Raw genomic sequence first — 14,103 nt, 5'->3', positions numbered from 1 at the left:
CGAAAATACTCGGTTTGAGACCTAAAGTCACCCGAAAATGCATTTGCCAGCCCGCATTTCCAAGCAAGATTGAGGCCCGTCCTTGATTCAGGCCAGCTAAGCTAATCTGAAAAATATCCTTGACTCAAATTTTAGTGTGACTATAATTTCCGACGCCTGACTAGCGAAGCCGCAGTGCTAACCGCAGTGGTAATGTCAAATATCAAAAAAATTACTCTTGAATTAACGCGGCCAGGATCGCCTTGATCGATTTGGAAGTAATAAAAAAATACCAGATACGGGCCGGAGACAGAAACAATGGAAATGCCACAGCTGGGGAAATCGATCCGCGCGCGGCGCCATGCCATCAAGAAGACGCTGGTGCAAGTCGCGACCGAAACCGGATTGACCGCGGGATTCATCTCGCAGCTTGAGCGCGGCCAGACCAGTCCCTCGATCACGTCCTTGGTGGTGATCGCCAAAGCGCTGGGCGTGGCGATTGGCGACCTGATCAAACAACCCGTGCAATTGCGGCCGGATACCTATCACAGCCAGCGGCAGCCGTATTCGGTCGCCAGCGGACGCGTTAAATATGAGCGCTTATCGACGGTATTTCCCGGCAGCCAGGTGCATTCGGTGAAATTCACCATGCCATCCGGCTACAAATCGGAAATGGTGTCGCACGAAGGCGATGAAATGATCTTCGTGCTCAGCGGGCAAGTCGGCTACACGGTAGGTAAAGACAGTTATGTGCTGAATGTCGGCGACAGCTTGCATTTCGACGCGAATATTCCTCACAGTATTGAATCCCTGCCGCATGAGAATCAGGTGGCCGAGGTGATCTGGGTCGGCACCGTGGCGCTGTTCGACGGACCGCAATCGCCGGCATCCCAGGAGCAGGAACGGGAGCAATTATTATCGCGCGGGACCGAATTTTCTTGAGCGCGGGCTGCTTGTGGCATGATTTTTGCACTTGCAAAAGGCCATGATTGCCGGCGCTTTGTGTGAGACTGAACAATGATGTCGGTAGCGACAGCGAAATGGAGTAGCGATGTATCAAGACATATTTAAAGTTGCCGCATTCGGCGCTGGCCGGGCGCGGGGTTGCGATCGAGGTTACCATGTTTGAGCCAGCGCTCTACGCGCAGCGCCGGCGCCAGCTGAAGCAGAGATTTTCCTCCGGCTTGCTGCTGTTGCCGGGGAATACCGACGTCTCCATGAACTACCTGCATAACCATTACTGGTTTCGCCAGGACTCATCGTTTTCCTATTTTTTCGGCTTGAACCAGCCGGATCTGGCGGCGCTGATCGATATCGACGCCGATAGCGAGATCCTGTTCGGCGACGATCCAGGCCTGGACGACGTGATCTGGGTCGGGCCGCAAACCGGTTTTGCGCAGCGCGCCGAGTCGGCCGGCATTGCAACCGTGCAGCCATATCAACAATTGGCTGAGCTGCTGGCGCAGGCGCGCCGCCAAGGACGCACGATCCATTACCTGCCGCCTTATCGCGGCGAAACCGTACTGGAGCTGGCCAGCCTGCTGGACTGCACCCCGCAGCAATGCAAGGCCGGTGCCTCCGAAAGCCTGATGGCTGCCGTGATCGCGCTGCGTGAAATCAAGGGCGACGAAGAAATCGCAGAAATAGAAAACGCGCTGAGCGTCACGCGCGACATGCATGTCGCCGCCATGCAGCAGGCCAAGGCCCACACCTATGAATACCAGGTGGTGGCGGCCATGGAGGGCATCATGCGCAGCCATGATTTGCAAAACGCCTATCCGATGATTTTTTCGCGCAGCGGCGAGATCTTGCACAACCGCGATCACAAGAATCTTTTGCAGGCGGGCGATCTGGTGGTGAACGATTCCGGTGCTTCCAGCGCCTTGGGTTATGCCAGCGATATCACGCGCACGTTTCCGGTTGGCGGCCGTTTCAGCGAACGCCAGCGCAGCTTGTATGAAATCGTGCTGGCCGCGCAGCAGCTGGCCATTGACGCCATGCGGCCGGGTATTTCCTATCTCGAAGTGCACAAGCTGGCCGCCGGCCATATGGTTGCAGCCATGGCCAAACTGGGATTTTTTAACGGCAGTCCGGAGCAGGTGGTTGAATCAGGCGCCTACGCCATCTGTTTCCCGCACGGTCTCGGCCACCAGATGGGGCTGGACGTGCATGATATGGAAGGCTTGGGTGAAACCCGTGTCGGTTACGACGCCAGCGTCAGCCGCAGCGAACTGTTTGGCCTGCGCAATCTGCGCCTGGCCAAGCCTTTGCGCGCAGGCATGGTGGTGACGGTCGAGCCGGGCATGTATTTTATTCCGGCCTTGATTCAGCGCTGGCGGGCAGAGGCGCGCCACAATAGTCTGATCAACTATGAGAAGTTTGTCGAGCACATGGATTTTGGCGGCATCCGGATTGAAGATGATGTGCTGGTGACCAGTTCCGGAGCGCGCGTATTGGGTCCGGCGATTCCTAAAACCTGTGCCGAAATTGAAGCCTTGATGGCGGCTTAAAGAAGGTTTGAAACCTTAGTGAAATGCGTTGTACATTGCAACTTGTGTTCTCGATGTGAAATGTTGTTAAACACACCACCTTCACCATAACCTTAAGAAAGAGACCCGTGATGAAAAGAAAATTGATTGCCAAGGCTGCCTTGCTCGCCGTCCTGTGCGCCACTGCCGGTTATGCGGCAGCGGCCAAGACGCTGGTATTCTGTTCGGAAGGCAGCCCGGAAGGCTTTAATCCGCAGCTGTACACTACCGGCACCACTTTCGATGCATCGTCGGTGCCGATGTACAACCGCCTGGTCGAATTCGAACTGGGCACCACCAAGCCGATTCCAGGCCTGGCCGAATCGTGGACTGTGTCCGATGACGGCCTGACTTACACTTTCAAGCTGCGTAAAGGCGTCAAGTTCCATAGCAGCGCCAAGTTCAAGCCGACCCGCGATTTCAACGCCGACGACGTGCTGTTCTCGTTCAACCGCATGGGCGACGCCAATCATCCGTATCACAAGCTTGCCGCCGGCCAGAGCTTCGGTTACTACCTGGACATGGGCATGGACAAGATCATCGACAAGGTGGAAAAAGTCGATGACAGCACCGTGGTCTTCAAGCTGAAACATCCGGAAGCGCCGTTCATCGCTAACCTGGGCATGGATTTCGCCTCTATCCTGTCGGCCGAATATGCCGACAACATGAAGAAGGCGGGCACCCCTGAAGTGATCGACCGCGAACCTGTCGGCACCGGGCCGTTCCAGTTCGTGTCTTACCAAAAGGACGCCGTGATCCGCTACAAGGCCTTCGATGCTTATTGGGGCGGCCGGCCAAAGCTGGATAGCCTGATCTACGCCATCACCCCCGATGCTTCGGTGCGTTATGCCAAGCTCAAGGCGAATGAATGCCAGGTAATGGCGTTCCCGAAACCGGCTGACATCGAATTGATGAAAGCGGATCCATCCATCAAGATGATGACCAAGGAAGGTTTGAACATCGGTTACATCTCGTTCAATGTCGAGAAAAAGCCGTTCGATAACAAGCTGGTGCGCCAGGCGCTGAACATGGCGGTGGACAAGCAAACCATCCTCAAGACCGTCTATCAAGGCGCGGGGCTCGCAGCAAAAAATCCGATCCCGCCAACCCTCTGGGGCTACAACGACAAGATCAAGGATTACACCTACGATCCGGTCAAGGCCAAGGAATTGCTGGCTAAAGCCGGCTATCCGAACGGCGTTGAAGTCGAAATGTGGTACCTGCCGGTCACCCGTCCATACAATCCGGATGGCAAGCGCATGGCCGAGCTGATCCAGGCTGACTGGGCAAAAATCGGCGTCAAGACCAAGCTCACCACCTACGAATGGACTGAATACCTGAAGCGCAGCAAGCAGGGCGATCAGCACTCGATGATGTTCGGCTGGTCCGGCGACAATGGCGATCCGGATAATTTCTTCGCGCCGTTGCTGGGTTGTGAAGGTGTAAAGGGCGGCGGCAATACCGCGCGCTGGTGCAACAAGGATTACGAAGCGCTGATCCAAAAGGCCAAGCTGACGCCGAAGCAGGATGAGCGCGCCAAGCTGTATGAGCAGGCGCAGGTGATCTTGCATGAAGAAGCGCCATGGATAGACCTGGCCCATTCGGTCCGTTTTACGCCGGTACGCAAGGAAGTGATCGGCTTCAAGATGGCCGTGTTTGCCCATCATCACTTTGAGAAGGTTGATCTGGCCAAGTAAGCCACGGCCTGGTTTTTGTTCCGATATGAAGCCGCTCCCACCATGGCGTAGGAGCGGCTTAAATTTAACGTTAGCAAACGACAACAATCGGCAACAACGCGATTGCTGTCATTTTTCATCGAACAGGTAACGCCAATGTTTGGATTTCTCCTGCGCCGTGTCGGTTTGGTCATTCCGACCTTTCTCGGCATCACGCTGCTGGTGTTTTTATTGATACACCTTATCCCCGGCAACGCCGTCGAAGCCATGACCGGCGAGCGCGGCATGGACCCGGCCCGTTACGCGCAAATGGCGCACGAGCTTGGTCTCGATCAGCCGATTTACATGCAGTACTTTAACTATCTCGGTAACGTGTTCAAGGGCGACCTGGGTATGTCGATCATGACGCATACCTCCGTGCTGAGTGAATTCAAGACATTGTTCCCGGCGACGCTGGAGCTGTCTTTTTGCGCGATACTGTTTGCCCTGGCCATCGGTATGCCGGCCGGCATACTGGCCGCCTTGAAGCGCAATACCGTATTCGATTATTCGGTGATGGGCGCATCCCTGACCGGTTATTCAATGCCGGTCTTCTGGTGGGCGCTGTTGCTGATCCTGCTGTTTTCCGTGACCTTGGGCTGGACCCCGGTCTCGGGCCGCATCGAGATCCTGTTTGACGTGCCGCCGGTTACCGGCTTCATGCTGATCGACAGCTTGTTGTCGGACGATAGCGGCGCTTTTAAATCTGCGCTGTCGCACCTGATTCTTCCTACTATCGCGCTCGGCACCATTCCGCTGGCGGTGATTGCGCGCATGACGCGCTCCGCCATGCTGGAAGTCTTGCGTGAAGATTATGTACGCACCGCACGCGCCAAAGGCCTCTCGCCGTGGCGGGTGGTGGGTGTGCACGCTCTGCGCAATGCCTTGATTCCCGTAGTTACGGTGGTCGGCCTGCAAGTCGGCACCTTGCTGGCCGGCGCGATCCTGACCGAAACCATCTTTTCCTGGCCCGGCATCGGCAAATGGCTGGTGGCGGCGATTCAGCGGCGCGACTATCCGGTGGTGCAGGGCGGTATCCTGATGTCGGCGACCATCATCATTCTCGTCAATCTGGCCGTCGACTTGCTGTACGGCGTGATCAATCCACGTATTCGCCATCGCTCATGAACAACGTCAATGTACCGCCCGTTAGTGCGCCGCAAACTAACTCTTCGCCGAAGGCGGCCGTCAACGCGCCGCCGCATCCGCTGCGCGAATTCTGGGGCTATTTCAGCCAGAACCGCGGCGCCGTCATCGGCCTCGCCGTCATCATCGCGATGGTGTTGGCAGCCTTGTTTGCCGACGTCATCGCACCGCATTCGCCGATCGAACAGTTCCGCCAATCGACCCTGGTGCCGCCGGTATGGCAGGCAGGCGGCAGCAGCCAGTTCCTGCTCGGCACGGATCCGGTCGGGCGCGATATGCTGTCACGCCTGATCCATGGGGTTCGCCTGTCGCTGCTGATCGGCCTGGTTTCCATCTCGCTATCGCTAACCACCGGCGTGTTGCTCGGCCTGCTGGCCGGCTATTTCCGTGGCATGGTTGAAATCGCCATCATGCGTTTGATGGACATCATGCTGGCATTGCCGAGCTTGTTGCTGGCCATCGCCGTGGTTGCCATCCTGGGGCCTGGCCTGATGAATGCGATGTACGCGATTGCCGTCGTGATGCTGCCGCACTATGCGCGGCAGACGCGCGCCGCGGTCATCGGCGAGATGTCGCGCGATTACGTCAGCGCCTCGCGCATCGCCGGCGCCGGCACCTTGCGCATCATGTTCAATTGCGTGCTGCCAAACTGCCTGGCGCCCTTGATCGTACAAGCCACGCTCGGTTTCTCTTCCGCCATCCTGGATGCTGCGGCACTTGGCTTTCTCGGCATGGGCGCGCAACCGCCTACACCAGAGTGGGGCTCGATGCTGGCCAGCGCCATGGAATTCATCCAGAGCGCCTGGTGGGTGGTGGCGTTCCCCGGCCTGGCGATTCTGATCTCGGTCCTGGCGTTCAACCTGATGGGCGACGGCTTGCGCGATGCGCTCGACCCCAAACTGAAACGATAAGGCGAGATTCAACATGGCACTCCTAGAAATTAAGCAGCTGCGGGTCGAGTTCGGCTCGGCAGCATCGCCCTTTACCGCAGTCGATGGCCTGGACCTGAGTATCGAAGCTGGCGAAGTGGTCGGCATCGTCGGCGAATCCGGCTCCGGCAAGAGCGTCACTTCGCTGGCGTTGATGGGACTGATCGATTACCCGGGCCGCGTCAAAGGCGAACGCATGGCGTTTGACGGCCGCGACCTGCTGAAAATGCCTGAAAAAGAACGGCGCAGCATGCTTGGCAAAGACATCGCCATGATCTTCCAGGATCCGATGACCAGCCTCAATCCGTCTTTTACGGTCGCCTATCAATTGATTGAAACCCTGCGCGTGCATCAGGGCGGCTCCAAGAAAGAATTACGCGCCAAAGCGCTGGCGCTGCTCAAGCAGGTCGACATTCCGGATCCGGAACGGCGCCTGGATGCTTATCCGCATCAGCTTTCCGGCGGCATGAGCCAGCGCGTCATGGTCGCCATCGCGATCGCCTGCAATCCGCGTTTGCTGATTGCGGACGAGCCGACCACGGCGCTGGACGTCACGGTGCAGGCGCAAATGCTGGAGTTGCTGCTGCAACTGCAGCGCGACCGCGGCATGGCCTTGATGCTGATTACCCACGATCTGAGCGTCGTCGCCCAGACCGCGCAGCGGGTGGTGGTGATGTACGCAGGGCAGGTGGTGGAGACCGGCCGCGTGCCGGATATTTTCAACGCTCCCAAACATCCCTACACCCAGGCGCTGTTGGCGGCGCTGCCGGAGCACAATATCGGCCGTGCACGTTTGCAAACCATCCCTGGCGTGGTGCCGGGCCAGTACGATCGCCCCACTGGCTGCTTGCTCAGCCCGCGCTGTGCGTATGCGCAAGACCGTTGCGGGCAGGTGCGGCCGGAGTTGCTGGGAGAGGCGCAAGAACAGGTGCGCTGCCATTTCCCGCTAGACCGGGACGGTCGGCCGACTAAGGGCTGGTCGGAGATATCCAGAAAAACACCTGAACCTATGCAGGAAGCAATATTACGCAGCGGGATCGTATGATGATGAATTCGAACATGAGCGAAATCGCCAAGCCGGTCGTTTTGCTCGAAGCAAAAAACCTGGTCAAGCATTACAGCGTATCGCAAGGCCTGTTTAAGCCAAAGGCCACTGCACGCGCACTGGACGGCATCTCGTTCGTCTTGCAGCCAGGTAAAACGCTGGCAGTGGTGGGCGAGTCCGGCTGCGGCAAATCCACCCTGGCGCGCCAGATCACGATGATCGAACCGCCTACCGGCGGCGAGTTGTGGATGGACGGCGCCAATATTGCCGACGCCGATCACGCTACCCTGAAACGGGTGCGGCCGCTGGTGCAGATGGTGTTTCAAAACCCCTACGCCAGCTTGAATCCGCGCAAGAAAGTCGGGCAGATGCTGGAAGAGCCGCTGATCGTCAATACCCAGCTCGGCAGCAAGGAACGCGCCGACAAGGCGCAAGCGATGATGGCCAAGGTCGGCTTGCGGCCGGAACATTACAGCCGTTACCCGCACATGTTCTCCGGCGGCCAGCGCCAACGCGTGGCGATAGCGCGCGCCCTGATGCTGGACCCCAAGGTGATCGTCGCCGATGAGCCGGTTTCCGCTCTTGACGTATCGATCCAGGCCCAGGTGCTGAATCTGCTGATGGATTTGCAGCAAGCCAGCGGTGTCGCCTATCTGTTTATTTCGCATAACCTGTCGGTAGTCGAGCATATCGCCGACGACGTGCTGGTGATGTATCTCGGTAAAACGGTGGAGCACGGCAGCAAGCAGCAAGTATTCAGCCGGCCGCTGCATCCCTATACCAAGGCGCTGCTGGCCAGCACCCCGCGCATCGATCCGGCCCAGCGCCAGCAAAAGATGATGTTGCCGGGAGAGCTGCCGTCGCCGCTGGCGCCGCCGCCGGGCTGCAGTTTTAATAATCGCTGCCCTTATGCAATCGAGCGCTGCCGGCAGGAAGTGCCGGCCTTGCGCGAATTTGACGGTAGCCTGGTAGCTTGCCACCGGGTGGAAGAAATTCAGTGACAGGAAATGGCATGGTAAAGGGAAAGCAGCAGGGCTCGAAACTGAAACTGGCCGCCGCAATCGGCATGGCCGCGCTGCTGTGCGGCGCCGCCAGTATGGCATTTGCGGCCAAGACCCTGGTGTTTTGCTCGGAAGGCAGTCCGGAGGGTTTCAACCCGCAGCTGTTTACCACCGGCACTACCTTCGATGCTTCCTCGGTGCCTTTGTACAACCGCCTGGTCGCCTTCGAATTGGGCACCACCAAGATCATCCCGGCCCTGGCGGAGTCGTGGACGGTGTCCGACGACGGCCTGAGCTATACCTTCAAGCTGCGCAAAGGCGTCAAGTTCCACAGCAGCGCAAGGTTCAAGCCAAGCCGCGATTTCAATGCCGACGACGTGCTGTTTTCATTCAATCGCATGGCGGACGCCAGCCATCCGTTCCATCAGCTGGCTACCGGCGCCAGCTTCAGTTACTTCCTCGACATGGGCATGGACAAGATCGTCGACAAGATCAGCAAAGTCGATGCCTACACCGTGCTCTTCAAGCTGAAGCATCCGGAAGCACCGTTCATCGCCAACCTGGGCATGGACTTCGCCTCTATCCTTTCCGTCGAATATGCCGACAAGATGAAAGCGGCAGGCACGCCCGATGTGATCGACCGCGAACCTGTCGGCACCGGTCCGTTCCAGTTGGTGTCCTACCAAAAAGACGCGGTGATCCGCTACAAGGCTTTCGATGCCTATTGGGATGGCCGGCCGAAACTGGACAACCTGATCTTTGCCATCACGCCGGACGCCTCGGTGCGGTACGCCAAGCTCAAGGCCAACGAATGCCAGGTGATGGCGTTTCCCAAGCCGGCCGATATCGAATTGATGAAAGCCGATCCGGCGATCACCCTGTTGACCAAGGAAGGTTTGAACGTCGGTTATATCTCCTTCAATGTAGAGAAAAAGCCATTCGACAACAAACTGCTGCGCCAGGCCCTGAACCTGGCCACCGACAAGCAGACGATACTCAGGACGGTGTATCAAGGCGCCGGCCAGATCGCCAGGAATCCGATTCCGCCTACGCTCTGGGGCTACAACGACAAGATCCAGGACTATGGCTATGATCCGGTCAAGGCCAAGGCCTTGCTGGCCAAGGCCGGCTATCCCAACGGCGTAGCAGTCGAACTCTGGTACCTGCCGGTGACGCGCCCCTACAATCCGGACGGCAAGCGCATGGCCGAACTGATCCAGGCCGACTGGGCAAAGATCGGCGTCAAGGCCACTCTCGCCACCTACGAATGGACCGAGTACCTGAAACGCAGCAAGCAAGGGGTGCAGCAAGCGATGATGTTCGGCTGGTCAGGCGACAACGGCGATCCCGATAATTTCTTTGCAACTTTGCTGGGCTGCGAAGCCGTGCGCAGCGGCGGCAATACGGCGCGCTGGTGCAATACAGGTTTCGAGGCCCTGGTCCAGAAAGCCAAGCTCAGCAGGAACCAGGCCGAGCGCGGCAAGCTGTACGAACAGGCGCAGCTGATAGTGCATGAAGAAGCGCCATGGATACCGCTTGCGCACTCGCTGACGCACACGCCGATACGTAAGCAGGTGATCGGTTTCAAGATGTCGGCGTTCGCCTTGCATGACTTCAGCAAAGTCGATCTGGGCAAGTAAAATCGCCGGTGAATGCCGCATCAATTCCCACATTGTTTCTTTTGTGATAATTGCCGTCGCTGAGATTGGCTGGCCGGGGACTGGCGCGGCTTGGTACAATGGCAGCTTGTTCCTTCCCCCATATATACCAAGTCCATGATCGACATCCAACTTCTTCGCAAAGACATTGCCACCGTCGCCGCCCGTCTGGCCGCGCGCAAATTCCAGTTAGACGTCAACGGCTTCAATGCGCTGGAGGCCGAGCGCAAGCAAATCCAGACCCGTACTGAAGAATTGCAAGGCCAGCGCAACTCGCTATCCAAGCAAATCGGCATGCTGAAAAGCAAGGGCGAAGACGCTGCGGCCGTGATGGCTGAAGTGGCAGGTATCGGCGATGAACTGAAAGCATCGGCAACCCGGCTGGACCAGGTGCAGGAACAGGTCAGCGCGTTCTTGCTGTCAGTGCCGAATATCCCGCACGAAACGGTTCCGGTCGGCTCCGATGAGGCTGGCAATGTCGAAGTGCGCAAAGTCGGCACGCCGCGCAGCTTCGATTTTGAAGTGCGCGACCACGTTGATGTCGGTGCGGCCTTGGGCCTGGATTTCGACGTCGCCGCCAAGATCACCGGCTCGCGGTTTGTCGTCCTCAAGGGCGGCATTGCCCGCCTGCACCGCGCTCTGGGCCAGTTCATGCTGGACATCCACGGCGCTGAACACGGCTACACCGAATGCTACACACCCTACATCGTGAACGCCGATTCGCTGCGCGGCACCGGCCAGTTGCCGAAGTTCGAAGAAGATCTGTTTGCGGTAAAAAAGGGCGGCCAGGAAGGCGAGCAGGGCGCCGACCATGCCGCGCTGTACCTGATCCCGACGGCCGAAGTACCGTTGACCAACATCGTGCGCGATGAAATCGTTGCCGGCGAAACGCTGCCGATCAAGATGGCCGCGCATTCGCCGTGTTTCCGTTCCGAAGCCGGCAGCTACGGCCGCGACACGCGCGGCATGATTCGCCAGCACCAGTTCGACAAGGTCGAAATGGTGCAAATCGTGCATCCGGAAAAATCCTATGAAGTACTGGAAGAAATGGTCGGCCACGCCGAAAACATCTTGAAGAAGCTCGGCCTGCCGTATCGCGTGGTGTCCTTGTGCACCGGCGACATCGGTTTCGGCGCAGCCAAGACCTACGACCTGGAAGTATGGCTGCCGGCGCAAAACACCTACCGTGAAATTTCGTCGGTCTCCAACTTCGAAGCATTCCAGGCGCGCCGCCTGCAAGCGCGTTTCCGCAATGCGCAAGGCAAGACTGAGCTGGTGCACACACTCAATGGTTCCGGCCTGGCAGTCGGACGCACGCTGGTGGCATTGCTGGAGAATTACCAGCAGGCAGACGGCAGCGTGGAAATCCCGGCAGTGCTGCATCCGTACATGGGCGGCATCACCAAGTTGAGCGTATAAGTATTTGATTTGACGGGAATATTTGGCGGGAGGGAAGGGCAGGTGTTTACTCTGGAATGGTAAAAATAAAAAGACATTCCATAGTCAAAAAGAGTCTGCTATAATCTTGCGCTTTGCTGCATTAAACACAGCAAGTCGACCGAAACCGGAGAGGTGGCAGAGTGGTCGAATGTACTTGACTCGAAATCAAGCGTACGTTAAATCGTACCGTGGGTTCGAATCCCACCCTCTCCGCCAGATATATTCACTAACCCCTTGATGTTTAAGGGGTTTTTGTTTTTCTGGATGTTCTGGTATGCCATTCGGTATGCCATCTATGTTTGGCTCGGATTGAACGGTATTGGCATCGTGTGGACGGTGGTAGGTCAACGGAATCACGGTACCTCACGATATACAACTGAGCGATATCCGATGAAAATAAGAGGGCGTTCGATGAAATATGTGAGAAGCTTTGCACTCGAATATTTATGATCCTCTGAGAACTTCTCATAGTCGGCGTCATTGATGACGATTGATTCCGGAGTGTATCGCAATGCCGGAGCAATCTATTCCAGTTCGGTGATCGTTGTAGCTCATGACACCACCATATTTTTAAGCTTTTGATTTAAAAATGTTGGTGGACGGCGTTACTCGCATTTGACCTGAAGATGGTTTGACCTGCTCCCCAAGATTCTCTAGTTTTCTATTTGTGACGTGGCTTTGCAGCCGATTTCCGCTCCGCAAGCATCATCAGAATTGCGGCTTAAATTCCAATGATTACGTGGATATTATAATTTTTGCGGAGCGTATTCCGACTCATCTCAACGTATAAGTCAGAGTGCCGTAACCGAGCTGATCGAAGCCGCCGCTGTTTGGTCCGTAATTGCCACCGCCGCCTTCAGGGCGCACTTTCTCCGCGAACGCCTTTGTAAACGGCGCATCTTGCCCCTTGAGAACCACATAGTGGTTGTAGAACAATTCCCAGACCGGACGACTATCACCACGACCAGCACTGGAAATGACTTCCTGGGTCACGTCGCTGTTGCGATACGGTGTGTAAAGAACGTCCTCGCCTAGATTGTATTTGGCAATGTATTCAATACCTTTCAGGACGCGGCTGTCTTCATAACCGAAAAGGTCGTCGTGCTGATTCCACGCCATCTGGCAAAACGCACCCAGCAAGGAAACGTTCAGCGTATTGTGGCCCTGGTCACGCCCGCTCTCCTGCGTCTGCCCTAGCCCATCCGGATATATTTTCCATACCAGGTGATTGATGGCGCCATTGCCTCCGCCATGCTTGAAGTATTCGATCGCCTCGTTATATATGTCTCTGCGGTCAGTGAGTATGCCGATGGCAATCATGGAGTCCATGTTGGCGAGATCCCAGTTGGCCCAATAGTGGTCTATTTTTGCGCCGTTATGCCTCACCAGGAAATCATGGTTCATCGAATAAAAAACGTTCAGCATCGTCGTTTTGAAACGATTGAAATTATCCTCGGGCCATTTCTTGTATGTGCGCAGGATTTCTGCCGCATTGGCCAGCTGATAACCATATATTCCAGACGCCAGGAATTTGTCTGAGCTCCCGCTTATCCCGGTCAGCGTTGCCGACCAAGCGTCCAGGATGGAAGCAGCCTTGTCGGCATAGGCATCGTCGCCGCTGATCTTCCAGCGCAAAGCAAGCGCATAGGCTGCCGCAGCATCGTTAAATAGCGCACGGTAATTCTCTGGATGACCGGCACCGTCTTTGCCTCGGTAAACGACATCAACAGGATGCGGCGTCCAGTTTAGCGATGCATGAGGATTCTTGATAAGAACATTCCATCCATCAAGCCAAGGCTGTGCGCTTTGCGCAACTTTGGTTTTCATCCGCTCAAGATCAGCCTGGGTATGCAAGGCGCCAGGATGCGCAAAGGAATCTGCTCTTGCGGAAGCAGTACCAAGCGTGATCACTATCGCCACGCCGATAAAACTACTGATGCTTTTGAATGTGAAAGTCAATTTTTCCAACTCCGTGTGGGTGAATGTGATCGCATCTTCAATACGCCATCAAGTATCGAGAACTACCTGAGTGATGCCGTACCGCTCCTTGCCGGAGACGGCAAGCATATGCAAGGTCCGGCTGCCGACAGAATTTTGGACCTGGGTCTGACGATTAATGCAAATGCGTGTCAAGGCAGGAACGATTGTGCACCTCTATAAGTTGACAGGGCCAGCAGGGATTTTTCCGTCTGCGTGCGTCCTTCGCGATGTCGAAGCTTATGTGCCGAAACGCAGTGCAAAAACTCACAGCAATGGTGATTTCATGCGGCTTCAGGCGAATTTTGGATACGTCAACAGTCATTTCCTATGTTGTCGCGAATTCCTACGACAACAAACAAAGTGCGCACCTCATTTTCAGGACGAAAATTCAAACTCTTCAACTGTACCAAAAAAGCAACAAATGCATATATGCCGACGGCGGTTCGCAAACTTGGGATTATTATCTTTTGACGGTCAATCGAGATTGACCGATGAATTCAACATATAAGTGCCAGGAGATAAAAATGAAAAAATCGCTATTAGCGTTAGCTGTTCTGGGGACAATGGGCTGTATCAATACAGCATCCGCACAATCCAATGTCACCGTATATGGCCTGATCGATGCCACCATCAGCACCGTCAATCATGCTGACAAGAACGGCGACCGCCTGACCGGCATCCC

Annotated in this window: 11 protein-coding genes and 1 tRNA gene; 10 read left to right on the top strand and 2 right to left on the bottom strand. The window is 56.3% G+C overall.

The features are described from left to right. Positions 1–297 precede the first annotated feature (297 nt). From BLV81_RS12370 to BLV81_RS12325, 10 genes are all read left to right on the top strand, one after another. Positions 298–921, top strand: a complete 624-nt coding sequence (locus BLV81_RS12370; protein ID WP_092356408.1) for a helix-turn-helix domain-containing protein — start codon at positions 298–300, stop codon at positions 919–921. Between the two features lie 179 nt (positions 922–1,100). Further along, a complete protein-coding gene (locus BLV81_RS12365; RefSeq protein ID WP_092356951.1) occupies positions 1,101–2,489 on the top strand; it encodes an aminopeptidase P family protein in 1,389 nt (462 codons plus the stop codon). Between the two features lie 110 nt (positions 2,490–2,599). Further along, positions 2,600–4,204 carry an ABC transporter substrate-binding protein gene (locus tag BLV81_RS12360; RefSeq protein ID WP_092356405.1) on the top strand — a complete coding sequence of 535 codons (1,605 nt, stop codon included), beginning with the start codon at positions 2,600–2,602 and terminating at the stop codon, positions 4,202–4,204. A 135-nt stretch (positions 4,205–4,339) separates the two neighbouring features. Next, the gene (locus BLV81_RS12355; RefSeq protein WP_092356948.1) at positions 4,340–5,350 is read left to right on the top strand and encodes an ABC transporter permease subunit; all 1,011 of its coding nucleotides are present in this window, start codon (positions 4,340–4,342) and stop codon (positions 5,348–5,350) included. Beyond that, complete coding sequence (locus BLV81_RS12350) at positions 5,347–6,279, top strand: ABC transporter permease subunit (protein WP_176992831.1); 933 nt, start codon at positions 5,347–5,349, stop codon at positions 6,277–6,279. The genes BLV81_RS12355 and BLV81_RS12350 overlap by 4 nt, the downstream gene beginning before the upstream one ends. A 13-nt stretch (positions 6,280–6,292) precedes the next feature. Further along, on the top strand, positions 6,293–7,342 hold the full coding sequence (locus BLV81_RS12345; protein ID WP_092356402.1) for an oligopeptide/dipeptide ABC transporter ATP-binding protein: 1,050 nt from the start codon (positions 6,293–6,295) through the stop codon (positions 7,340–7,342). Positions 7,343–7,356: 14 nt separating this feature from the next. Next, a complete protein-coding gene (locus tag BLV81_RS12340; protein ID WP_304441234.1) occupies positions 7,357–8,343 on the top strand; it encodes a peptide ABC transporter ATP-binding protein in 987 nt (328 codons plus the stop codon). 11 nt (positions 8,344–8,354) lie between these two features. Continuing rightward, positions 8,355–9,983, top strand: coding sequence for an ABC transporter substrate-binding protein (locus BLV81_RS12335; RefSeq protein ID WP_092356396.1), 1,629 nt, complete (start codon positions 8,355–8,357; stop codon positions 9,981–9,983). Positions 9,984–10,118: 135 nt separating this feature from the next. Next, complete coding sequence (gene serS, locus BLV81_RS12330) at positions 10,119–11,420, top strand: serine--tRNA ligase (protein WP_092356393.1); 1,302 nt, start codon at positions 10,119–10,121, stop codon at positions 11,418–11,420. Between the two features lie 147 nt (positions 11,421–11,567). After that, positions 11,568–11,657: transfer RNA gene (locus tag BLV81_RS12325), tRNA-Ser, on the top strand. Positions 11,658–11,794: 137 nt separating this feature from the next. On the opposite strand, the gene BLV81_RS24430 is transcribed toward BLV81_RS12325, so the two are convergent. Next, the gene (locus BLV81_RS24430; RefSeq protein ID WP_369823870.1) at positions 11,795–11,953 is read right to left on the bottom strand and encodes an SIR2 family protein; all 159 of its coding nucleotides are present in this window, start codon (positions 11,951–11,953) and stop codon (positions 11,795–11,797) included. Positions 11,954–12,215: 262 nt separating this feature from the next. After that, positions 12,216–13,400 (bottom strand): alginate lyase family protein, encoded by a 1,185-nt coding sequence (locus BLV81_RS12320; protein ID WP_092356942.1) that lies wholly within the window; start codon positions 13,398–13,400, stop codon positions 12,216–12,218. Positions 13,401–14,103 lie beyond the last annotated feature (703 nt).

This window comes from Collimonas sp. OK242 (assembly GCF_900107095.1).
Lineage (GTDB): Bacteria > Pseudomonadota > Gammaproteobacteria > Burkholderiales > Burkholderiaceae_D > Collimonas.
The sequence above is the reverse complement of the archived record's forward strand: the minus strand, read 5'-3'. Positions and strand labels throughout refer to the sequence as shown.